The sequence below is a fragment of the Streptomyces rubradiris genome, from assembly GCF_016860525.1.
GTDB lineage: Bacteria > Actinomycetota > Actinomycetes > Streptomycetales > Streptomycetaceae > Streptomyces > Streptomyces rubradiris.
Map to the genome: position 1 here is coordinate 138,478 of NZ_BNEA01000015.1, position 21,324 is coordinate 159,801.

The 21,324-nt window shown below is 72.9% G+C and carries 20 protein-coding genes and 2 pseudogenes; 9 read left to right on the top strand and 13 right to left on the bottom strand.

Going from position 1 to position 21,324, the window contains the following annotated elements:
• Positions 1-193: 193 nt before the first annotated feature.
• From Srubr_RS14055 to Srubr_RS14070, 4 genes are all read right to left on the bottom strand, one after another.
• Positions 194-808 (bottom strand): GNAT family N-acetyltransferase, encoded by a 615-nt coding sequence (locus tag Srubr_RS14055; protein ID WP_189997043.1) that lies wholly within the window; start codon positions 806-808, stop codon positions 194-196.
• A 162-nt stretch (positions 809-970) separates the two neighbouring features.
• Entirely contained in the window at positions 971-1,507 is a 537-nt protein-coding gene (locus Srubr_RS14060; RefSeq protein WP_189997044.1) for a hypothetical protein, read from the bottom strand.
• Positions 1,508-1,823: 316 nt separating this feature from the next.
• Entirely contained in the window at positions 1,824-3,140 is a 1,317-nt protein-coding gene (locus Srubr_RS14065) for a cytochrome P450 (RefSeq protein ID WP_189997045.1), read from the bottom strand.
• Positions 3,141-3,348: 208 nt separating this feature from the next.
• Complete coding sequence (locus Srubr_RS14070; RefSeq protein ID WP_189997046.1) at positions 3,349-3,972, bottom strand: histidine phosphatase family protein; 624 nt, start codon at positions 3,970-3,972, stop codon at positions 3,349-3,351.
• Between the two features lie 82 nt (positions 3,973-4,054).
• On the opposite strand from Srubr_RS14070, the gene Srubr_RS14075 reads away from it, so the two are divergent.
• Positions 4,055-4,579, top strand: coding sequence for an AAA family ATPase (locus Srubr_RS14075; RefSeq protein ID WP_189997047.1), 525 nt, complete (start codon positions 4,055-4,057; stop codon positions 4,577-4,579).
• Between the two features lie 144 nt (positions 4,580-4,723).
• On the opposite strand, the gene Srubr_RS14080 is transcribed toward Srubr_RS14075, so the two are convergent.
• Complete coding sequence (locus Srubr_RS14080) at positions 4,724-5,341, bottom strand: sigma-70 family RNA polymerase sigma factor (RefSeq protein ID WP_189997048.1); 618 nt, start codon at positions 5,339-5,341, stop codon at positions 4,724-4,726.
• Positions 5,342-5,582: 241 nt separating this feature from the next.
• On the bottom strand, positions 5,583-6,317 hold the full coding sequence (locus tag Srubr_RS14085) for a hypothetical protein (protein ID WP_189997049.1): 735 nt from the start codon (positions 6,315-6,317) through the stop codon (positions 5,583-5,585).
• A 433-nt stretch (positions 6,318-6,750) separates the two neighbouring features.
• Here Srubr_RS14085 and Srubr_RS14090 point away from each other — a divergent pair, with 433 nt between their 5' ends.
• The 4 genes from Srubr_RS14090 (at position 6,751) to Srubr_RS41430 (ending at position 10,532) form a co-directional block, all read left to right on the top strand.
• The gene (locus Srubr_RS14090; RefSeq protein WP_308439917.1) at positions 6,751-7,341 is read left to right on the top strand and encodes a DJ-1/PfpI family protein; all 591 of its coding nucleotides are present in this window, start codon (positions 6,751-6,753) and stop codon (positions 7,339-7,341) included.
• A 121-nt stretch (positions 7,342-7,462) separates the two neighbouring features.
• The gene (locus tag Srubr_RS14095) at positions 7,463-8,656 is read left to right on the top strand and encodes an NAD(P)/FAD-dependent oxidoreductase (RefSeq protein ID WP_189997051.1); all 1,194 of its coding nucleotides are present in this window, start codon (positions 7,463-7,465) and stop codon (positions 8,654-8,656) included.
• Between the two features lie 10 nt (positions 8,657-8,666).
• On the top strand, positions 8,667-9,602 hold the full coding sequence (locus Srubr_RS14100; RefSeq protein ID WP_189997052.1) for a sigma-70 family RNA polymerase sigma factor: 936 nt from the start codon (positions 8,667-8,669) through the stop codon (positions 9,600-9,602).
• A 186-nt stretch (positions 9,603-9,788) separates the two neighbouring features.
• Positions 9,789-10,532, top strand: a complete 744-nt coding sequence (locus Srubr_RS41430) for an alpha/beta hydrolase (protein WP_189997053.1) — start codon at positions 9,789-9,791, stop codon at positions 10,530-10,532.
• Here Srubr_RS41430 and Srubr_RS14110 read toward each other — a convergent pair.
• From Srubr_RS14110 to Srubr_RS42000, 5 genes and pseudogenes are all read right to left on the bottom strand, one after another.
• Complete coding sequence (locus Srubr_RS14110) at positions 10,451-11,362, bottom strand: TIGR04222 domain-containing membrane protein (protein WP_189997054.1); 912 nt, start codon at positions 11,360-11,362, stop codon at positions 10,451-10,453. The genes Srubr_RS41430 and Srubr_RS14110 overlap by 82 nt on opposite strands.
• 96 nt (positions 11,363-11,458) lie before the next feature.
• Positions 11,459-11,977, bottom strand: a complete 519-nt coding sequence (locus tag Srubr_RS14115; RefSeq protein ID WP_189997055.1) for a GNAT family N-acetyltransferase — start codon at positions 11,975-11,977, stop codon at positions 11,459-11,461.
• A 16-nt stretch (positions 11,978-11,993) separates the two neighbouring features.
• Positions 11,994-12,848, bottom strand: coding sequence for a 4'-phosphopantetheinyl transferase family protein (locus Srubr_RS41675; protein WP_308439918.1), 855 nt, complete (start codon positions 12,846-12,848; stop codon positions 11,994-11,996).
• A gap of 67 nt (positions 12,849-12,915) precedes the next feature.
• Positions 12,916-13,248 (bottom strand): annotated as a pseudogene (locus Srubr_RS41995) (NAD(P)/FAD-dependent oxidoreductase); the annotation flags it as partial.
• Positions 13,146-13,469, bottom strand: coding sequence for an NAD(P)-binding protein (locus tag Srubr_RS42000; RefSeq protein ID WP_351325820.1), 324 nt, complete (start codon positions 13,467-13,469; stop codon positions 13,146-13,148). The gene Srubr_RS42000 and the pseudogene Srubr_RS41995, both read right to left, overlap by 103 nt.
• Positions 13,470-13,569: 100 nt before the next feature.
• Here Srubr_RS42000 and Srubr_RS14125 point away from each other — a divergent pair.
• The 3 genes and pseudogenes from Srubr_RS14125 to Srubr_RS14135 all read left to right on the top strand — a co-directional run.
• Positions 13,570-13,722: pseudogene (locus Srubr_RS14125) on the top strand (diaminobutyrate--2-oxoglutarate transaminase); the annotation flags it as partial.
• 109 nt (positions 13,723-13,831) lie between these two features.
• The gene (locus tag Srubr_RS14130) at positions 13,832-16,975 is read left to right on the top strand and encodes an ATP-binding protein (protein WP_189997151.1); all 3,144 of its coding nucleotides are present in this window, start codon (positions 13,832-13,834) and stop codon (positions 16,973-16,975) included.
• 137 nt (positions 16,976-17,112) lie between these two features.
• Positions 17,113-18,279 carry a serine hydrolase domain-containing protein gene (locus Srubr_RS14135; RefSeq protein ID WP_189997056.1) on the top strand — a complete coding sequence of 389 codons (1,167 nt, stop codon included), beginning with the start codon at positions 17,113-17,115 and terminating at the stop codon, positions 18,277-18,279.
• A gap of 85 nt (positions 18,280-18,364) precedes the next feature.
• On the opposite strand, the gene Srubr_RS14140 is transcribed toward Srubr_RS14135, so the two are convergent.
• The gene (locus Srubr_RS14140; protein WP_189997057.1) at positions 18,365-19,519 is read right to left on the bottom strand and encodes an FAD-dependent oxidoreductase; all 1,155 of its coding nucleotides are present in this window, start codon (positions 19,517-19,519) and stop codon (positions 18,365-18,367) included.
• A 391-nt stretch (positions 19,520-19,910) separates the two neighbouring features.
• Here Srubr_RS14140 and Srubr_RS14145 point away from each other — a divergent pair, with 391 nt between their 5' ends.
• Positions 19,911-20,240 (top strand): hypothetical protein, encoded by a 330-nt coding sequence (locus Srubr_RS14145; RefSeq protein ID WP_189997058.1) that lies wholly within the window; start codon positions 19,911-19,913, stop codon positions 20,238-20,240.
• Positions 20,241-20,807: 567 nt separating this feature from the next.
• Here the strand turns inward: Srubr_RS14145 and Srubr_RS14150 are convergent.
• Complete coding sequence (locus Srubr_RS14150; RefSeq protein WP_189997059.1) at positions 20,808-21,266, bottom strand: hypothetical protein; 459 nt, start codon at positions 21,264-21,266, stop codon at positions 20,808-20,810.
• Between the last annotated feature and the right edge of the window lie 58 nt (positions 21,267-21,324).

Genomic DNA, 21,324 nt, shown 5'->3' on the forward strand with positions numbered 1-21,324 from the left:
AGCGTCTCCCGGCGGGCGACGCCACCGCTTCCGCGTACAGACCGGACTACGCCCAGGAATCCGACCTGGACGGACCGTACGCCGTCACCGTCGCGTCCGAGCGCGTGGCCAGAGGCAGCTCGCCGGCGCCGATGAACGGACCGGCCGCCGTGCGATCCGCAGGCCCGGCCACCATGCGCGCGACGTGTGGGGACTACCGTGCAGGTCTCGGCGTCGGCCGGGGATCTCCCGCTTCCCGGGCCGCGGCGCTCAGCGGAGCGACCACCTGCCAGCCCACGGCCTCGTACAGTGACCGGCCTTCCTCGGTCGCGCCCAGTACGGCCGCCCGCGCGCCCTGACGGATCGCGGCCTCGGCGAGCGTTCCCATCACCACGCGTCCGAGCCCCCGGCGCTGATGAGCCGGGTGGGTCTCCACCTGGTCGACCACGGCGGTCGGGCCGGTGACCGCGATCTGCCCGCGTGCGGCGAAGGCTCCGTCGGCGGCGCGCACCACCGCTCGGGTGACGCCGGCCCGGTCCCAGTGGTGCAACCGGTAGCCGTCGGGCAGGCGGGGCGGGGCCTCGACGGCGCTCAGCCGGGCGGCCATGAGGACCGCGTGGCCGTCCAGGAGGACCCAGCCAGGCGGTAGCCACGCCTCCAGGGTTCGCGCCGGCACGAACACCTTCAGAGGTATGCCGCGGGCTGTGGTGTTCTCGGCCAGCTTGCGGACGGTCGGCTCGTCGGCGGCGGTGACGACGTGCCGGGCCATCTCCTTGGGCAGGCCCACCTCCACGGTGAACCCCCAGGACCGGGGCGCGAGACGGCCCATCCCCCCACCCACGCGTGTACCGCCTCCTCGATGGTCTTGAAAGGCACAGCCGCCCCCCGACTTGGTAATAGGTGCAGATTTCTTTCGGGCATTACATCATGGAGGTGGGCGCGCGGTCGGCGCCGGGGGCGGTCCGGCGTCGTAGGGTGCGGGGCTGATGGGTCACCAGGTGGCCGTGAGGGTGTGGGTGTTGGCCGGCCAGGTGTCGGGGGTGGTGAGGGTGAGGGCGGGGCAGGCGTCGGCGAGGGCGGCGAGGGCCTGGTGGGTGAGATGGCGGGCGTAGGGGGCGCCGGGGCAGTAGTGGATGCCGGCGCCGAAGGCGAGGGAAGGGGGCTGTACGGGGCGGTCGGGATCGAAGGCGTCGGCTTCGCGCAGGTGGTGGTGTTCGTCGCGGCGCCTGCTGGGACGTACCACGATCGAGTGCTGTGCCGACGAGTACGCCGCTGCCGTCGCCGAGGCACTGACCGCGCCGCACGCCACCGTCGCCGACGGCGGGGGCGACACCGGGGAGCCTCTGGTGCTGGACCTGTTCTGCGGATCGGGGAACTTCAGCCGCAACCTGGCCACCCGCTCGGCGTCACGGTGCACGCCGCCGAGCTCGACCCGGCCGTGCACGACGCCACCGCCCACAATCTCACCCGCGTCGGCGCCCGCACGCGCCTGCGCCTGAGCGACTACCGTGACCTGCTCGGCAGGCATCCCACCCGTGGCCCCCGGGACACCTACTTCGTCGAACCGCCCTGGGGGCCCGCCTTCTCCCCCGCCGCCCCCTCCCCCACGGCGCCCACATGGACTTCCACCTCTTCCGCCTCGACGGCGATTGACCCCGGCGGGCACGAGCGCGAACCCGCGGGTACGGGCGTCGGCGGTGACGGCGGGACCGTGCCGGGCAGGTGGTCATTCGGCCAGGCGAGTCCAGCGTCCGTCCGCCGACCCGAGCAGCGGCGGGGCGGGTGGGTCCGGACGAGCCCGTCGTGCGGACACGGGGTCGGCGCGCGGCCGTGGGTCGTCCGGGTCAGGCCCGTGGGTGCGCTGTCATCCAGATGCCGTCGCGCGCCCACAGCACGAAGCGTTCCGTCGGTGTCACTTCGTGCCCCGGTGCGGGGCTGAAGCGCAGGCGTTTGAGGAGGACGGCCAGGATCAGCTGGGCCTCGACCGTGGCCAGGGCGGCGCCCTCGCAACTGCGGGGGCCGATCCCGAACGGGATGTACGCGTGGCGGGGCCGCTCGGCGACTTTCCGCGGGGTGAAACGTTCGGGGTCGAACCGTTGTGGATCGGGCCAGTGACCGGGGTTCAGGTGTACCGCCCAGAAGGGGTAGAACACGGTCGTCCCGGCGGGGATCTCGTACGGGCCCAGGGTGAGGTCTTCCGTGGTCTCGCGCGCGCCGTACGGGCCGGGCGGGAACAGGCGCATCGACTCTTTGAGCACCATGTCGAGATACGGGAGCCGTCGCAGGTCGCCGTAGTCGGGCGCGGCGCGGTCGCCGAGGACCCGGTCCAGTTCGGCGGCGACACGGTCGGCCGCGTCGGGGTGGCGGCCCAGCAGGTGCAGTGTCCAGGAGACGGCGACGCCGGTGGTGTGGTGGGCGGCGAGGAGAGTCACCATGACGGTGTCCCGGATGCGCGCCGGGCTGTGTCCGGCTTCGACGAGCGCCCCGATCAGGTCGCTGCGGTCGGTTCGGCCGTCCGGGCGGTGCGCCGCCACCACGCGGTCGACCGTCGCGCGCAGATAGGCGAGCGCCGCGTCGGCTCGCTGTGCCGAGCGCGGATCGGCCCGTGGCACCTGGTACAGCCGGCCGAGGTGCTCGGTGAGTACCTCTTCGAACGCGGTGACGACACGGTCCGCGTCCGTGTCGGCGTCCGCGCCACCGAGCGCGAACTCACAGATCATGCGGAGCGAGAGGGCGGTCAGCTCCTTCTGCAGCTCCACGGGTCCGCTTCCGGCGTGTGCGGCCCAGCGGTCCGCGAGTTCCCGTGCCAGGTCGGTGAAGCGGGGGAAGTGCCGCTCGTGGGCCGGGCGTCCGGCGAGCACGGCCAGCAGCAGGCGGCGCCAGGGCGTGTGCTCGTCGGCGGGGAGCACTTGCAGGTTGCCCGCCTCGCACAGCGGGTCCAGGAAGGTGAACAGTTTCTCGGGCCGCTTGTCGATGTGCGCCGTGGCCTCCAGGAGCACGGGGTCGGCGACCGACACGGCCTCGCCCACGCCCGGCAGCTGGAAGCGTACGACGGGTCCGTAGGTGTCGTGCAGGCGCAAGGGGTAGCGGTGCAGACCGCCGGCGGCCGCGACGGCACGCAGCCCGCCGTCCTCCTCGTGGTCGGGGCCGGGAATGCGCATCTTCGTGCCTCCTGTCGGGGGTTGCCCAGAAGTCTGGTCCAGGTGGCCCCCGGTGTCACGTCCCGTGGGTTCGCCCACCGACACGTGCCAACGGCCACGGCGGCCACCTTCGTGGACCAGTGCTCTGAGGGACCACGCCCGTCGACGCCCTCGCTCGGTGCGCCCTCGCTCGCTGCGCCGAGTCACCGCGATGGCCTGGCGGCCGGCTTCAGATGTGCGACTCGGAGGGAAAGCCCGTCCAGCGGAGTTCGGCGGGCAGGTGCCGCATGTCGTTGGAAAGGAGGATGGAGGCGGGCCGACCGGGCGCGTAGCGGATGACCGTGAGTGCCGCGTTGCAGTAGTTCAGGCCGAGCCAACGCCACTTCGGTGCGTGCATGGCGTCCCGGACGAGCCAGGCGACCAGGAAGTTGTGGGTGACGACGAGTTCGTGCCGGTCCTCGTCGGCCGCCACCGCCCCGGTGAACAGATCCAGAGCCTGGCGGGCCAGCACAGGTCCGCGGCTCCGGTCCTCGTCGGTGGCTCCGTCGAGGAAGCGGAGACAGAAGTCTGCCGATTCGGCTGGTAGCTCGTCCTTTTCCGGTATGTGGGGCACGTAGTCGCCGGCGGCTTCCGAGACATGCAGAGGAACACCTTTCAGCTGGTCGCCGATCAGGCGTGCGGTCTGTTCCGCCCGCGGCAGAGGACCGTGGTGAACAGCCGTGAAGGGGATGTCCCGGAGGCGCCGGCCGAGCAGTGCGGCTTGCCGTCGGCCGGCCTCTGTCAACCCGCTCTCGTCCGGTAGCGCCTCGCCGTGCCGGACAAGATAGAGGTAACGGGTGGCTGTGCCGGTCATCTCAAGCTCCTTCGCGCCACTGGCGATGATGTGTCTCAAGGGACACTGTCCCGAGGCCCTCACTGCGCTAGCGTCGAGTCCCGTGATCGTATGGCTCAACGGTACCCATGGCGTCGGCAAGACCACGACCAGTGCGCTCGTGCGGCAACTGATTCCGGATTCGCGGGTGTTCGACGCCGAGAAGGTCGGCGAGACACTCATGGACATCACTCCGGGGCTGCCCGCCACCGACAACTTCCAGCATTGGCCGCCGTGGCGGCCGCTCGTGGTCGAGACCGCCCGGCACGTCCTCGACTACACCGGCGGCACCTTGGTGGTGCCCATGACCGTCCTGGTCGAGCAGTACTGGCGCGAGATCAGCTCGGGCCTTGCCCGGCACGCCATTCCGGTGCGGCACTTCGTCCTCCATGCCGACCAGGACACCCTCCGCGCGCGCATCGCGGGCGACATGGTTCTCGGTCCCGACTCCCCGTTCCGTCTCCGTCACCTCGCCCCCTACGCCGAAGCGGCCCGCACCTGGCTGCACGCCGAAGCCGAGGTCGTCGACACCACGCACCTCACACCGGCCGAAGCCGCGTTGCGGATCGCGGAGGCCGTCAAGAGCTGAGTACGCCCCCGCGACCCGGATTCCCGAGTGCTCGGTATCGGTCGGCGGCGTCCGCGCGGGTGGGGTCTTGGCAGCCGCGTTCCGGAGCGGACACCGGGTTGCCGCCGCCCGGCCGTGCACCGGGCGGCGGCGGTGGGTGGGCGGTCAGGCGACCGCGGGCGCCGGCGCGCAGTGCTCGGCGTCCCGGAGCCACTCGATCAGTGAGGTGCGGGCGCGCGCGACCCGTGAACGCACCGTGCCCACCGGGCAGCCGCTCACGTCGGCCGCTTCGGCGTAGGGGAGTCCGAGCAGTTGGGTGAGGACGAATGCCTCGCGGCGGTCGTCGGGGAGCGTGTCCAGCAGGTCGGCGAGGGCGATGCCGTCCTCGAAGCCGGGCAGTCCGCGTGGCTGGGCGCGTTCCGCGGCCGACTGCCAGTCGCCGGTACCGGACAGGCGAGGGCGGGTGGAGCTGTGGCGGATGCTGTCGATCAGCGCGCGGCGGGCGATGGACAGCAGCCAGGTGCGGGCCGAGGAGCGGCCTTCGAAGCGGTGCAGGCTGCCCAGGGCCCGTAGGAAGGTGTCCTGGGTCAGGTCGTCGGCGGTGTGGGGATCGGCTCCGAGGAACGTCACATAGCGGTGGACGTCCCGGTGCAGGGCGCGGACGAACAGGTCGACGGCGTCGGGGTCACCGCCGCGGGCGGCGAGTGCCCAGGCCGTGATCGCCTCGTCCTGCGGGCCTCGGTCCGAGGCTTCGCGTGGTGTGGTCGGGGCAGGGGTGAGCACCTTGCTGTCTCTCCTTCTCAGGAATCAGGGCACACCGGCTCCGCGGCGGGCGCGCACGGAGCGGCGCGGAGCCGCACCGCGGTACCGGTGAGAGGGGTGAACGGCCGGGCGTGGACGCGCGCGGCCGATGCCCGAGGCGAGGGGCCGACGGCTCGTCGTCTTCGTGTACGGCCTCGGCGATCGGTGCGTGTACGGCTTCGGAGATCCGATTCTGTGTACGGCCTCGGGAATCCGGCTGTCGTCAGGCGACAGCGCACCCCACGGGTGGCCCCCGGGACGTGACCGCACGGGTGAGAAGGAGCCGCCGCAGCGTGCCGTCCGAACGGCCCCGGCGGGCGCGGAGGCGTGGCCGGTAGGGCGGTACGGGCAACCGGAGGGTCAGCCGCAGCGGGGCGACGAGCCACCCGGCGAGGACCCGCAGGATACGGAACGCGGCCCGCTCCCCGTAAGCCAGCCACAGGCCGCACAGCAGCGCGGCCAGCAGGTGGGCGGTGAGCATGCCGGCCGAGGACATGCCGGACATGCTGTGGCCGGGAGGGTGCGCGGCCCCCATGTGGGCCATCGGCCCCATGGAGTGCATACTGCCCATCGTGTGATCCATGGAGGCCATCGATGTCGGCATGACACCGTGCCGCGGGCCCGGACCCGGCGGCGAGCCGTGCAGCAGGTAGCCCAGCCACTGCCGGCCGAGCGATCCGCCGCCCGGGGGCCGGGGGTGTACGACTGCCTGGGTGAGCGTGAACGAGGCGTGGAGTACGGCCTGGGCGGCGACCACGAGGGAGCCGACGGCGGTCGGTCCGCGTTCCCGGGCGGCCAGCAGCCAGGCCGTGCCGCCGGTCATCGCCGCTCCCGCGGCCATGGCCCACCAGGGCACCGCGGCCCCCGACATCACGACGTGGCCCAGGGCGGCGAGCAGCACGCAGACGGCCGCGAACACGGCGGCCCTGAGCGTGCGGGAACACCACCCAGCCCTCATGGCGCCTCATCCTCGCAGTCCGGACCTCACGGGTCACGCGGGGGTGTGCCCGGCGCCTTCTGCCGCCCCGCGGGTCCCGTCGCCGTGCTCCACACCGCGACGACCCACGGGACCGCGGGGGGCGTCAGCGCCGACTTCTGCCCGGGGCCCCGAAAGTACCGCCGTGACGAAGCGGGTTGCCGTACCTCGCGGGAACTCACCGGCCATCCCGAACGACCACTGCCATGCGGGCAGTTCACGGACCGCACGCCCTTCCCCGAAGGCCACTTCGGCTCACACAGGAGGCATACCGATGGAACGCAGGGATTTTCTTCGCCGGACGTCAGCGGCGGGCGCGGCGACTTTGGGGGCCGGGACACTGACGGCCACTGCCTCAGGCACCCGGGCGGCGGCTGCCGAGGCCCGGCGGACGGGGCCGCTGCGGGTCGACATCGTGGTGTTCGACGGGGTCGAGGAGCTGGACTGCATCGCGCCTTACGAGGTCTTCTCAGCCGCCGCCATGCACAGCGCGAACGGTGTCCGGGTCCGGTACGTCACCACCGAACGCCCGGGGCCGATCCGGTGCGCGTACGGTACGGTCCTCCAGGTCAAGCACCGCCTGGCGCCGCAGGAGACGGACCTGATCGTGGTGCCGGGCGGCGGCTACACCCGCAGGGACGGTCCGGGCGTCTGGGCCGAGATCGGCGACGGCACCCTCCCGCGAGCGCTCGCCGCGGCTCCCCGCGAGGGGCTGACGATCAGCTCGCTGTGCACCGGAGCGGTACTGCTGTCCGCGGCCGGCCTGACGCGGGGGCGCCCCTGCACCACGCACCACGGTGCGAAGTCGTACCTCGCGGAACACGGTGGTCTCGTCAAGAACGCGCGCGTGGTCGACGACGGCGACCTCGTCACCGCCGGCGGCATCACCTCGGGACTGGAGCTGGGCCTGTGGCTGGTCAGACGCGAGCTCGGATCGGACGCCGCGACCGGTGTCGAGACGATGCTGGAGTACGAGGCGCGCGGAACGGTCTGGCAGGCGCCCTGACCGCGACCGTCCGCCCTTCCAGCCGCGTCACGGCTTAGTGACTCACATCACACCCGGCTTCTGTCAGGAATCGGGGCGCCGTCCCGTTCAAGGGGCACGCGAACGAGACAGGAGCATTGCCGTGAAGCACCGCATCGTCGTACTCGGCGCCGGATACGCCGGGGCCTTCGCCGCCGGGAACCTGGCCCGTCGGCTCTCCCCCGCCGACGCCGAGATCACCGTCGTCAACGCCGTGCCCGACTTCGTCGAGCGGATGCGGCTCCATCAGCTCGCGAGCGGCCAGGATCTCGCGTTCCGCAAGCTCGCCGACGTGTTCGCGGGTACCGGGGTGCGGCTGCGCCTGGCGCGCGTCACCGGCGTCGACCCCGAGCGCAGGACAGTCGCCGTGGCCGACGCGGACGGCGCGGACGGTGAACTCGCCTACGACACGCTTCTCTACGCGCTGGGCAGTTCCGCGGCGCACCACGGCGTGCCCGGCGTGGCCGAGTACGCCTTCGACGTGGCCGGCCTGTCCTCGGCGCTGCGGCTGCGGGAGCGCCTGGCCGGGCTGGGCGAGGGCGGTACCGTGCTGGTCGTCGGCGAGGGCCTGACGGGCATCGAGGCCGCCACCGAGTTCGCCGAGTCTCGGCCCGACCTCTCGATCACGCTCGCCGCCCGCGGCGAGTTGGGCGCCTGGCTGTCCCCGAAGGCCCGCCGTCATCTGCGCCGGGCCTTCGACCGGCTCGGTGTCACCGTCCACGAGCACACCGGCATCGAAGCCGTCGAGCCGGCCCGGGCGATCGCCGCCGACGGTACGTCCCTCGCGGCCGATGTCACGGTGTGGGCGGCCGGATTCGCCGTACACCCCCTCGCGGCCGCCAGTGGACTGGAGGTCGCCGGGACCGGGCAGATCGTTGTCGACCGCAGCATGCGCTCGGTCTCGCACCCGGACGTCTACGCCGCCGGTGACTGCGTCCACGTGACCGGCGACAACGGCCGGCCGCTGCCGATGTCGTGCGCCTCGGCCGGCTACACCGCCATGCAGGCCACCGCCTCGATCGTCGCGCGCCTGACCGGCGGCGAGGTTCCGACCGTCGCGCTGAAGTACTACGGCAACCACATCAGTCTGGGGCGGCGGGACGCGATCTTCCAGACGGTGGACGGGGGCGCCCGGTCGAGGTCCTGGTACCTGGGCGGCCGTACCGCCGCGTGGTTCAAGGCGAGCATCCTCAAGGGGGCGGGATGGAGCATCGCCCACCCGACGTTCGGCGTGCCGCAGCGCCGGCGCCGCCTGGCCACGGCACCTGACCGGGCCGGTGTGAAGGTCGCCGCATAGGCTGCTGCCCATGGAGAGCGCAGCTGTCGATCGGTTCGAGGCCGGCCGGGCCCGGCTGGCCTCGCTCGCGTACCGTCTGCTCGGCTCGGCCGCCGACGCCGAAGACGCCGTGCAGGACGCGTTCCTGCGCTGGCAGGCCGCGGACCGGGAGCGCATCGCGGTGCCGGAGGCGTGGCTGACCAAGGTCGTCACCAATCTCTGCCTCGACCGGCTCCGCTCCGCGCAGGCGCGTCACGAGCGCGCCGTCGGTGACTGGCTGCCCGAGCCGCTCCTCGAGGGTGACCCGATGCTCGGCCCGGCCGACACCTTCGAGCAGCGCGAATCGGTGTCCTTGGCCGTACTGACCCTCATGGAGCGTCTCTCGCCGGTCGAGCGGGCCGCTTACGTCCTGCGCGAGGCCTTCTCGTACTCCCACGCGGAGATCGCCGGCATCCTCGACATCACGGAGTCCGCGAGCCAGCAGCACGTCCACCGGGCCCGGCGTCACCTCGCCGCCGGGCGCCGTGGTGGCGAGGTGGACCCCGTGTCCGCGCGCCGGATCGTGGAGGAGTTCCTCGCCGCCGCCGTGTCGGGGCGCACCGGTCGGCTGGTGGAGTTGCTCACCGCCGACGCGACCGTGGTGTCGGACGGTGCCGGACTGGCCAGGCGGCTGCTGCGGTACACGACGCGCGAGCGCGTCGCCTCGTTCGCGCGGGCCGGTTTCAAGTCCACTCCGGCGAAGCGGCGGCTGGCCGGCGGCGCCGTCGCGATGCACATCGCGCTGGTCAACGGCTCCCCCGCCGTCCTCGGAGTCGTCGACGGCCGGGTGGCGGGCATCGTGGTGTTCGAAGTCGCCGACGGCAAGGTCGCGTCCTTGCGCGGCATCGCCGCCGCGAACGGGCTCGTGCGCCTCAACGAGACCTGGCGGCAGCACGAAACCGGCGCGCCGGTCATCAGCGCCTGGTGAACCAGAGCCACCGGATCTTTGTCCCCGGTGGCCGGCTGTGAGCGGAAACCGTCGAGCTGCCGCTCGTCGGCGGCGAGGCGGGCGTCGAGTTCCGCCGACTGCGCGAGGGCGCTGTGACGGCCGCCGTCGGCGCGCCGGCGGGCAGCGCGCTCGCCGGTTCCGGCCGGCCACGCGCAGAGCAAGGGCATGAAGCCGCGCGGGCACACCCTGGTACGGCACTCCCAGCTGCCCTTCTGGGTCTGGCGCCCTGGGCCCGTCCCGACAACCACCACCGCCCGGTCCCGCGCGGCACCCGCACTACTGGCGGCTCTTACGGCCGTCCTTGTCGGCGCTTCCCTCTCGGCGACCGTCGTAAGCGGACTGGCACCTGACCACTCGACAGGCCACCCGCCCACCCGGATCCGCTGGGCCGGTTCTTTTCGGGGGTCACCCCCACCCGGTTTCCGGGTTCTCCCGGAGTGTGCCGAGGGGACCGCCCCGCGGCCCGCCGAGGCACCGACCGTGCTCGACAACGACGTCCCCGCCCTCCTCGTCGCCGCCACCGGCGACCCCCGCACCCCCTACGCCGGTGCCGAGACCGTACGCGAGCAGTGGCCCGGTTCCCGGCTGCTCACCGTGGCCGGTGCCCGCCAGCACGGCCTGTACGACGAGTACGGCGACGCCTGCGTCGACGAACGCGTCAACGCGTACCTGCGTACGGGACGGCTCCCGGCGCACGACGTGGCCTGCGCGACGAGGACGGATCATCGGCAGCACGGGGCGCTCTTCCAGGGGCCGGGGGTTCAGGACGGGCGAGCGACGGTGCGGGAAGGGTCGTTCGTGCGCCCTCCGGGCCCGTTCATCCCCTCTCACTCCCCCGCGCTTCCGCAGCCGCCGCCGTCACCTCCACCACCGTCGCCCCCACCCCACACTCCGGCGTACCCGCAATAACCCCAGTGCGCCGACGTGCCGTACCCGGCGGCAGAGGCGTCGCCGAAGGCCGGGTCCCCGGCCCTCCAGGTCTCCGGCGTGACCAACTCCCTGAATTCCGGCTCTTGCGCGGCGGACAGTCCGCCGAGGGCCACCGCGCCCACAGGGGAGACGGCAAGGGCGGCCAGGGCGCCTGTCCGCCGCCACGCTGCCGGACGCTCGCGTTCACCGCGCAGGATGCCGAGGGTCGTCTGGACGCGGTACGGGGCCCAGGCCCCAGACGGCTTGACGAGGATGGCCGTGGCGGCCGCGCCGGCCGACAGGGCCACGCCGGCCCACCAACGGTCAGCGGTGCCGGCGGTGAGTTCCCACACCGTCGCCACGGGCGCGAGGGCCGCCGACCACCACAGCAGGCGCCGGGCGCGATCCTGCGCGCGCCGCAGGGTGGGACGGATCAGCAGGCCCTCCGCCAGGAGGCGGTCGCCTACGGCCCGCACCGCGCGGCTCGCGGCGGTCCGGGCGACCAGCTTGCCCACCCGTTCGCTGCGGGAGATGCCCGCCGCCTCGATGAGCGCCTCCTCCACCCCGGCCGCGTACGCTCCCTCGGGGACGGTGACCGTGCCGTCCTCCGCCAAGGCCAGCCGGCCCTGCCGCACCATCCGGAACAGCACCGTCGCCGCCGCCCGGCGCGGCCCGCCCGCGAGGAAGGCCAACTCCTCCACGGACAGGTCCTCGCGGACCGTCACCTCTGCCCTCAGCATCACCATGATCCGCACGGCGACGACCAGCCGGTACCCGATCGCGCCCGCCGTCAGGACCAGTGCCGCCAGATGAAACCCTTCGTCCGGCATCGCCATTCCCCCGTAGCCCCCGTCCGCTCACCACGGTTGTCCCCACAACGGCAGATCGACAAGCTGAACCCGGGTCACCGGCTGCGGCGGGTGGCCTCAGGTGCGGCGGTTCAGTGGTCCGATGCGGTGGAGGACCTCGTCGTGGTCACCGTCCGGGAGGTCCTCCGTGCGGAACAGCGGTTCGGTGCGGGTGTCGGCTTCGTAGGTCGTCGCGACCATGTGCAGCAGCATCAGGATCGCCTTGTTCTGCCGGGACACACTCGTCTCCACGTACTTCGCGCCCGTGGCCAGCTGGACGTCGATCGCGTGCGCGAGGAGGTCGATGCCGAGGCCCGAGATGCCGGTGCCGGGTTTGACCGCCGCCTGCCAGATGAAGAACGTGTCCGGCGCGTCGGGCCGGCGGGAGCCGGTCAGGAAGCCCACGATGTCGTCGCCGACGGTGGCCACCATGAAGGTCTCGGCGAAGTCCCGGAACCACAGCCGGTAGTGGTACGAGCTGTTGTCGTCCAGCATCGGCTCGTCGAGCACCATCCGCCAGACGGCTACGGCGTTTTCCGGAACGGGCGTGCGGTAGCGGGCGCCGGCGGTGGTCTTCTCCGACAGTGAGCCTGTCATCGTTCTTCCCTTCGCGTCAGGCGAATCGAGTGTTCCTGGTGGTGGCCGGGGCGGACAGCGACCGCGGTGCGACGGCGGTGATCCGGCGCGTGCTGGCGATCGCGGCGATCCGGCCACCCTCCACCCGGACGTCCCGCAGGTGGATCGGGAACGCGGGCCAGTCCTCGGCGGGGCTCCCCTCCGACCGGGCGAGGTCACCCCCCACCTCGATCCGGTCCAGCCGGGCGGCCAGGCCGTGTCCCGTGAGTTTGACGACGGCCTCCTTCCTCGCCCAGAGCCGCGTGAACGCCTCCGCCACCTCCCGCGCGGGCAGTCGGGACAGGGCCGCGCGTTCGCCGGGTGTCGCCGTGCGGGCGATGAGGCGCCGCAGGACACCGGGGTACGGGGAGGTGTCGAGGTCGATGCCCACGAGGCCCTGGGCCACGACCGCGATGAGGACCCGGTGGCGGGTGTGGGTGACCGAGTGGTCGTACCCGCCGTGGACGATCCGGGGGCGACCGTGGCCGGCGCCGCAGCGGGGGCAGGTGCGTTCCGTGCGCAGGTCCCGGGCCGGCCTGCCGGTGTACCGGTGGGCGACCAGGCGCTGCGCCGCGCGCGAGGTGACGGGCTTGAGCTCGTCGTCGGTGAACTCGTCGCCGAGTTCCATGCGTTGGTGGCGTCCGATGCTCATCATGGTGGTCGCACGGTCGCGGAAGTCGGCCACCGACAGGGTGCCGTCCCCGCTGGAGGCGGTCAGCCGGGTGAACCAGCGCCTGCGGTTCAGGCGCCCGTCGTCGGATTCGCTGATGCGCCGCTTCGACCAGAACTCGGGCTCCGGGTCGGTGAAGCAGGCGGAGTCGCCGGAGAGGAAGCAGCGTCCGCCGGAGTACACCTCGGAGTCGTACGACCAGTCCGACGCTGAAGAGGTCGTCCTTGAGCGGGATCATCCACACCCAGCCGTCCTCGAAGGTGATGGAGTACGTCGTCCCCTTGAGGTCGCCCTCGAAGGGGCCGGGGCGGCGGACGTACGACCAGATGGCGAAGCTCTTGTAGAACTCGTCGTAGCGGCGCACATCGAGCTTGCGGGCCAGTGGTCCGTCGGAGCCGCCGGCGTCCATCACGAAGTCGAACTCCAGGCGCTCTGCGGTCTCTCCGCGGCTGGCGGTGAGCGACACCTTGCCGGGGTCCGCTATGTCGACGTGGGACACCGGTGTGTTCTCGTGCACTTCGATGCCGCGTTCCCTGACCTCGTCGAGGAGCAGCTTGTCGAACTCCTTGCGCTGTACCTGGATGGCGTGGTCGAAGACCCAGGGGGGAGGTCCGCGGTGTGGTGAAGGAGAAGGTCCACGTGGAAGATGGACAGCGAACCGGGCGGGAAGGACTCGCCGACCCGGTAGCGGGGGAAGCTGTCGCGCTCGTAGACGACCGGTGTGTGACCGAGCCGGTGCAGGGAGAGGGCGGCGGTGCAGCCGGCGGGGCCGGCCCCGATGATGGCGACGGTCGATCCGTTCATGAGTGCTTCCTTCACGACTCGGTGGACTTGATGGCTTTGATGCGGCTCGGGACGAGGTAGGAGAATCCGCTCGCGGCGTCCTCGAAGAGCGTGAGGCCCGGTCTGCCGTCGGGCCTTCGAACTGGGCCTCCTGATGGAGACGTCGGGCACCCGGAGCGCAGTCGTCGAATTGCTGCCGCCCCTGACCATTTCCGCCGACGAGACCGACGAGGGACTGCGCACACTCGCCCGCGCCGTCCGCGACTGCGGCTGAGGCGCCGTTGCCGTAGCGCCGGAAAGCGGTCACCGCGCGGCGACCCGCCCCCAGACGGCCCCCAACGGCGCTCGGACACCCGCGAGTTGTCGATACTGGCCCGGTGGGAATGCGGATAGCACTGCTCGGGCCGGTCCAGGCCCTCGACGGGGACGGCAGGCCGGTCGGAGTCGGGGGACCGAGACCGCGCATGCTGCTCGCCCGGCTGGCGTTGGCGGCGGGCGACGTCCTGACGCCCGGCGTGCTCATCGACAGTCTGTGGGGCACGCGGCCTCCCGCGGACGCGCTCAACTCGCTGCACGCGCTGGTGTACCGGCTGCGCAGGGCGCTGCCCGCCAGTGGCGTACTGGAGTCGGCGGAGGCCGGCTACCGGCTCGCGGTGCCGAAGGAGCGGGTGGACGCCGCCCGCTTCGAAGCGCTGGCGGCGCGGGGTGGCCGGGAACTCGCCGCGGGGGACCCCGAGGAGGCGGCCTCCCTGCTCGGCGAGGCGCTCGCGCTGTGGCACGGGCCCGCGCTGGCCGACGTACGGCAGGCCCCGTTCGCCGGCCCCGCCGTGGCCCGGCTGGAGGAACTGCGGCTCGCGGCACTGGAGGACCATTGCGACGCGCGGCTGCGGCTCGGCGACCACACCGGGGCCCTGGCCGGTCTGGAGACGGCGTCGGCGGACCATCCGTTGCGGGAACGGCTGGCCGCGCTGCGCATGCGGGCCCTCAAGGCGGCGGGCCGGCAGTCCGACGCGCTGGCCGTCTTCGAGGACGTACGGGGCAGGCTGGCCGACGAGTTGGGGGTCGATCCCTCGGCGGGACTGCGCGAGGCCCACCTGGCGGTGCTGCGCGGCGCACCCGGGCCGTCCGCCGTACGCTCCGGGCCGGCCCCCGGCCGCCTGCCCGCGCCGCTCACCTCGTTCGTCGGCCGGGACGGTGAACTGGCGTTGCTCGACGGCCTGCTGGACGCCAACCGGCTGGTCACGGTCATCGGCCCCGGTGGGGTCGGCAAGACCCGGCTGGCCGTGGAGGCGGCCGCCGGGCACCGCACCCGGCAACAGGGCCGGCTGTGGCTCGTGCCGCTGGCCGGAGCGCACGGCCCGAAGAGCGTGACCGACGCGGTCCTGGGCGCGCTCAGCACCCCGAACGCGGCACGGCCGCCCGCCGACAGCCACGCGGAGCCGCGGGAACAGGTGGTCGGTCTGCTCCGGGGCGGCGAAGCCGTGCTCGTGCTGGACAACTGCGAGCATGTCGTGGACGCCGTCGCCGAGTTGGCGCAGTACCTGCTCGAGCGGCGCCCGCGCCTGACCGTCCTGGCCACCAGCAGGGAGCCCCTTCAGGTCCTGGGCGAGGCGCTGTGCCGCATCGGCCCGCTGCCCCTCCCCCGCCCGGGAGCGGACCCGGCCGAGGCCGCCGCATCGCCCGCCGTGCGGCTCTTCGTGGACCGGGCGACGGCCGTACGGCCCGGCTTCACCCTCGACGGGCCCACTCTGGCAGCGGTCGGCGAGGTGGTGCGGAGGCTGGATGGGCTGCCGCTCGCCCTCGAACTGGCAGCGGCCCGGCTGCGGTCGATGACCGCCGGGGAGATCGCACACCGGCTCGACGACCGGTTCCGGCTGCTGGCCACGGGCAACAGGACGGCCCAGCCCCGTCAGCGCACGCTGCACGCCGTGATCGAGTGGAGCTGGGAGCTGCTGACCGGCCAGGAGCGGACGCTGGCCCGGCGCATGGCCGTCTTCCCCGCCCCGGCCGGGGCCGGCACCGTCGAGGCGGTGTGCGCGGGCGAAACGCTGCCCGCCGGGGATATCGCCTATGTCCTCGGTTCGCTGGTCGACAAGTCGTTCGTGGAACGGGTCGGCGACGGTTACCGGATGCTGGAGACCGTCCGGGCGTACGCGGCGCGGCGGCTGCTCCAGGCGGGCGAGCGGGAAGCGGTCCGGGACCGTCTGGTCCGCCACTTCGCCGACGTGGCCGAGGAGCACGAGCCGCTGCTGCGTTCCGCCCGGCAGCAGGCGTCGTTCGCGCTCCTCACCGCCGAGTACGACAACCTGGTGTTCGCGCTGCGCGCGGCCGTCGACGGACGGGACGCGGACGCCGCGGCCCGGCTGCTCGCTCCGCTGTACTGGTACTGGAACTCGCTGCGCTACGACGCACGTGCCGAAGCCCTGGTGGCCGAGGTCTGCGGACTGGGCGACGCGCTGCCCGAGGACGCGCGGGCCGCGTTCACCGCCCTGCGCCTCGTGGCCGGCTCCGGGCCCGCCCCCGGCGCCCGACAGGTGCGCGCCGTGATCGAGGACTGTGCGCGCACCGGGGCCTTGGAGCGGTATCCGATGCTGCTCCTGGTGACGCTTCCGATGGGTTGTCTGGTCGGTCTGGAGGATGTGGTCCACCGCCTGATCCGCGAGGTGCGCGGGCGCCGGGACCGGTGGGCCGTGGCCTGTACGTTCCTGGTGGAGGCCTTCGCGCGGTACGACCGTGGCGACTGGGCGGGCCTGGCGGGTGCGACGGCCGGCGCCCTGCGCGAGTTCGAGGCGGTGGGCGACCGCTTGTGCACGGCGATGGCGCTGGCCGGCGTGGCACGGGTCCGCTCGGTCGAGGGCAATCATCACGAGGCGGTCGCCGCGTACCGGCGCGGGCTCGCCCTCGTCCCCGGGGACGACATCCAGGCCCGGCTCGGACTCGCCGCCGAACGGATGCGCGGCGGTGACCTGGCCGGTGCCCGGCGCGACATCGACACGGCCGAGCAGGCGGCCCGGGACCGCGGTGACGACTTCACGCGGCTCGCGGCCCTGGCCTGCCGGGCCGAGTGGCACCGGCGCGCCGGGGAACCGGAACCGGCCGGTCGGCAGCTGGACCGGATGGAGGCGCTCGGCCGGGAAGCCGGCCTGGCCGACGAGACCGTGCAGGACTGGGTCGCGCCGGCCCGGGTGGCGAACCTGCTGGCGGCGGGCGATGCCGTACGGGCGCGTGAGCTGCTGCCCAGGGCCGTTCGGGGCGCTTTCGCCCACCGGGATCCCGCTCCGGCCGCCCAGCAGCTGGCGGGGGTGTTGCTGGCCGAGGGGGATCCGGCCGGCGCGGCCGGCGCGCTCGGCATGAGTGAGGTCATCCGTGGTGCCTTCGACGCCGGTGACCCTGAGCTGCGCGACCTCGCCGCCGAGCTCGAGCGGCGGCTGGGCCGGGCGAGGTATGCCGCCGCGTACGGCCGGGGCGCCGCGATGCCGCGGCGGGAAGCGCTCTTCCGGCTGCGCCGGGTGGCCGACGGCTCCTGACAGCGGGCCGTCCGGTCTGTCAGAAGCTGATCAGCGCCTTGTCATCACCGGTCGGCATCGTCGTCCGCGTACCGAGAGACGGGCGGACAGCGGGGCCGGGCAGGGAGCCCGGCGGCGCCCGTGAGGAGGAGAACGACATGACGAACTCCGTGAGCGGCGGGCGCGAGAAGGTCCAGCGGATGCTGGACCGGGCGGTGGCCGAGCTGGGCGTGCCCGGCATCGTCGCCGAGGTCCGCGACGCGAACGGCACCTGGTTCGGCTCCGCCGGGGTGGCCGACCTGGAGTCCGGCCGGCCGCGCCGGAAGGGCGAACACCTGCACGTGGGCAGCGCCGGCAAGGCATTCACGGCGGCCGCGATGCTGCGGCTGGAGGCCGAGGGCAGGCTGAGCATCGAGGACCCGGTGGAGAAGTGGCTGCCCGGTGTGCTGGACGTCAACGGCTACGACGGCGGCAGGATCACCCTCAGGCATCTGCTCAGCAACACCAGCGGGCTGTTCGCCACCGGACTCGCCCCGGAGCTGACGCGCCGCTACGCCACCCGCTCCGCGTTCAACGAGCACCGCTACGACATCTGGACCGCGGACGAGCTGCTGCGGCTCGCGGTCTCCCAGCCCCCGCTGCACGAACCCGGAACGGCCTTCGCCTACTCCAACGGCGGTTTCTACCTCGCCGGCCTGATCATCGAAAGGGTCACCGGCAACAGCTACGCGGAGGAGGTCGCGCGCACCGTCACCCGCCCTCTCGGTCTGGCGCACACCTATGTGCGCCCCGCTGGGGACACCGGTTACCCGGAGCCGCACCCGAGGGCGTACACGGGACTGTTTCTGCGGGACGGCGTCGACCCCGCGGACGTGACCTCGGAGAACTGGCAGTCGATGCTGGAGGAGCCCGGTCTTCCGCCCCTCGACATCACCGAGTTCAACACCTCCTGGGGCTGGTCCGCCGGCAACGTCGTCTCCACGACCGGAGAGATGATCGAGGCGTTCGGCGCGCTCGCCACCGGCCGCCTGCTGCCGGCCGCGCAGCACCACGAGATGTGGACGACGGTCTCCACCGAGGGCGGCCACTGGTTGCCCCATTCCCTCTACGGTCTGGGCGTGTTCGAGCTGGACCCGGCGGTGACCGGCGGGCTGCGGCTGCGCGGCATGGCCGGCAGTATGCCGGGGTCCCACCTCGTCGTCGTCGGCACCACCGACGGCGAACAGACGATAGCCGTCCACACGAACACCGAGGCCAAGGGCTGGGAGGTGGTGTTCGGGGCCGTCGAGGCGCAGTTCGACGTCCCGCCCATCGAGAGGCTGTAGCCGGCTCCCCGGCGTCGTCACCGCCGGGACGCCGGTTCGTCCGAGCGGTACGGACGGCGCGGTGACGCTGCCGGGGTCTCCTGCCTCAACTCCGCGTGGTGTCCCGGCGGTTCTCCTCGTGCTGGGAGAACGCGGCGATCAGGTCGTGGGGTGTGGGGCCGTCGGAGTCGTTCCCGTGCGCGCCACCTCCTTCCAAGGTGGCGGCCTCGGCGCTGCGGGGGAACATGGCCTGCTCGTACGCGCTCAGCGCGGCCTCGGTGTCGTCGGGGTGCGCGGCGAGGGCTTCGCCGAGCTCGGCGCCGTCGAGCATGGCCAGGTTGGCGCCTTCGCCGTTCGGGGCCGCCAGATGGGCGGCGTCGCCGATCAGGGTCACGCCCGGCACCCTGTCCCACCGGTGCCCGGCCGGCAGGGCGTAGAGGCGGCGCAGGACGGGTGCGGTGTCGCTGTCGGTGATCAGCGCGGTGAGTTCCGGTGCCCAGCCGTCGAATTCCCGGGCGATCCGTGTGGTGGCAGCGGCGGCGTCGGTGAAGTCGATGGTGGCGAACCAGTCCTCCGGCTCGGTCAGCCCCACGTAGGCGTGCAGGGTGTCGTCCTTCTCCCGGTGGGCGAAGATGTCCCTGCCGGGGGTGTGCGCGATCATCGACCCGCCGCCGACCGCCCGCGCGGCGGCCGGGTGGCGGGTGCCGGCGTCGAAGAGGTAGGTCTCGACGACCGACTGGCCGGTGTACCGGGGGGTGGCGGCGGACAGCAGGGGCCGCACCCGTGACCACGCGCCGTCCGCGCCGACCAGCAGGCTCGTGACGACGGTGCCGCCGTCGGCGAACACCACCTCGTGACGGCCCCCGCCGAGGGACCGGACGCGGCCGGCCTTGCGCCCCCACCGGACGGTTCCGGGCGGGAGCGAGTCGAGCAGCATCTGCCGCAGTTCGCCGCGCTGCACCTCGGGGCGCCCTCCGGTGCCGTCGTCGGCCTTGTCGAACAGGACGGTTCCGTCCGGGGCCAGGAGCCGCATCGCCTGACGGCCCTCCAGGACGAGGCCGGCGAACTCGTCCATCAGTCCGGCCGTCTTCAGGGCGAGCTGCCCGTTGTAGTCGTGGATGTCGAGCATCCCTCCCTGCGACCGCGCGGTCGGGGAAGGCTCGGCCTCGTAGACCGTGGCCGGTATCCCGTGCAGGCGCAGGACACGCGCCAGCACGAGACCGCCGAGCCCGGCACCGATGATCGTGACGTCAACAGCCATGGGAGGTTTCCTTCCCGGTCCGGACCGCCGGGCGGTCACCCGGCGGTCGCTCCGCGAGCACCGCCGCGGACGGGCCGGGCGATGCGGTACCGGCGGCCGGCCCCCGCTCGGAGTCCTCCGCCGGCCACCAACCTCCGCCCGCCCACCGACAAACCACCGACAGACCACCCATGGCCACCGACAGACCGCCTCCAGGTCACCCGCGGCGGATGCCGGAACAGGAGCCGGCGGGCCGCCCCGCACCTCGGCCGCCCCGCTGCGTCCAGGTGGCGCCTGAGCGACAGGCATGTATCACAGAAGACGTACACATACCCGCCAACCCCGCAAATGGCCAAATTCATGTGATGTGTGCTTCTATCCCGCTGCTGGTCGATCTTTCCTGGAGCACTGGTTGATTGCGATAGCGGCGGTCCTCGCGGACATCGTGCTGATTCTGACGCACCGCGTACGTACCTCGTCGGAGCCCGTCGAGTCCACGCCGTGGCGCCACATGGCCGCCGGACTGGCGGGATGCGCGGCGGGATGGCTGGTCATCGGCCGGCCTCACATCGTCTGGGACGACCTGTCCCTGACCCTGATCTGCGGAGTGGTCCTCGCCTCCGAAGCCGCGCACGCGGCCCGGTCCCTTTCCGGACGGACCTGGGCCGGCTGGACGACGGCGTGCGTGAGCGGAGCTGCCGCGGCCACCTGGCTGCTGCCCGGCCCAATGCCGTTCTCCTGACCCACTCGGCGAGCGACCGCACGTCCCGTCGGGCGGTGCTTCCTGCGCCGGGACGGCAATGGGGCCCTGCGCGTCTCCCTGCGTCGTGAGCGCTGACGTTCACCGTCCCACGGCGGCCTTGCCGTCCGCGGCAAGCCGGCAGTAGGGCACGTCCACGCACACCTTGTCCGCGACCCCCATGCCCCTTTGCCCCGCCGACGGCCCTCGGGCCGCAACCGAGGCCGCCACCGGGTAGCGAGGGCGCACCTCCACACTGGCCGCCGCTTTCACCACCCCATCGACAGGGGCAGGCCCTGACGGTCGACGATCTGTGCGGTGGGTCGGTCGGTCAGCGGTCCAGCTCTCCCTGGGCGCGCCCGACTCGTACGGACCATGAGGTGGAGCTTGGCCCGCACCCCTGTCTCGGTCGACTCGGGGAACCAGCGCACACCGCCGAGGACCGCTGGACGATCTCGGGCCTCAAAGGCGCGCTCGCCTCAACCCGTGATCCGCCGGATCGGACGCTTCCTGACCGGATACCGCAGTGGCGGCGGGCCCGGCATGGGCGGCAGGGGACCCGGCCGGGTATCAGCGCTCGCGGGTGAAGCGGACGCCCAGGTCGCAGGGGACGTCCGGGTCGGACGTGGCGCACAGGGTGTCGCCGTCGTCGACGACCGTCAGCGTGAGCCGGCAGGGCTCGTCGGACGACTCGGTGAAGGACAGGCCGATCTCGGATCCCGAGCGGGCCTGCCGGGAGGTGACGTACAGGCCGTCGCCCTGGTCGGCGAAGAAGGCCCAGTCGCCGTCGGCGTGCCCGGCGGGACAGCCGGTGTCGGTGAGCTTGCCCTCGTTCAGGCCGGAGGCGGTGAAGGTGTGGTCGGCGGTGAGCGCGAGGGTCGCCTGGCCGGCCTTCCAGACGCCGGTGACACGGTCGACGGCGACCGTCGCGGTCTGCACGCCGGAGCCGTCGCACGCCGTTGCCGACACCACGGTGACCAGCACGGCGGCCGTCCAGCGGACGGCGGGTGCGAGGAGTGTTCTGAGCACGGATGAATCCTAGAAGGGTGCCGGAGTGCCGGTGGTCCCGGGGCGGTCGGTCGCCCCG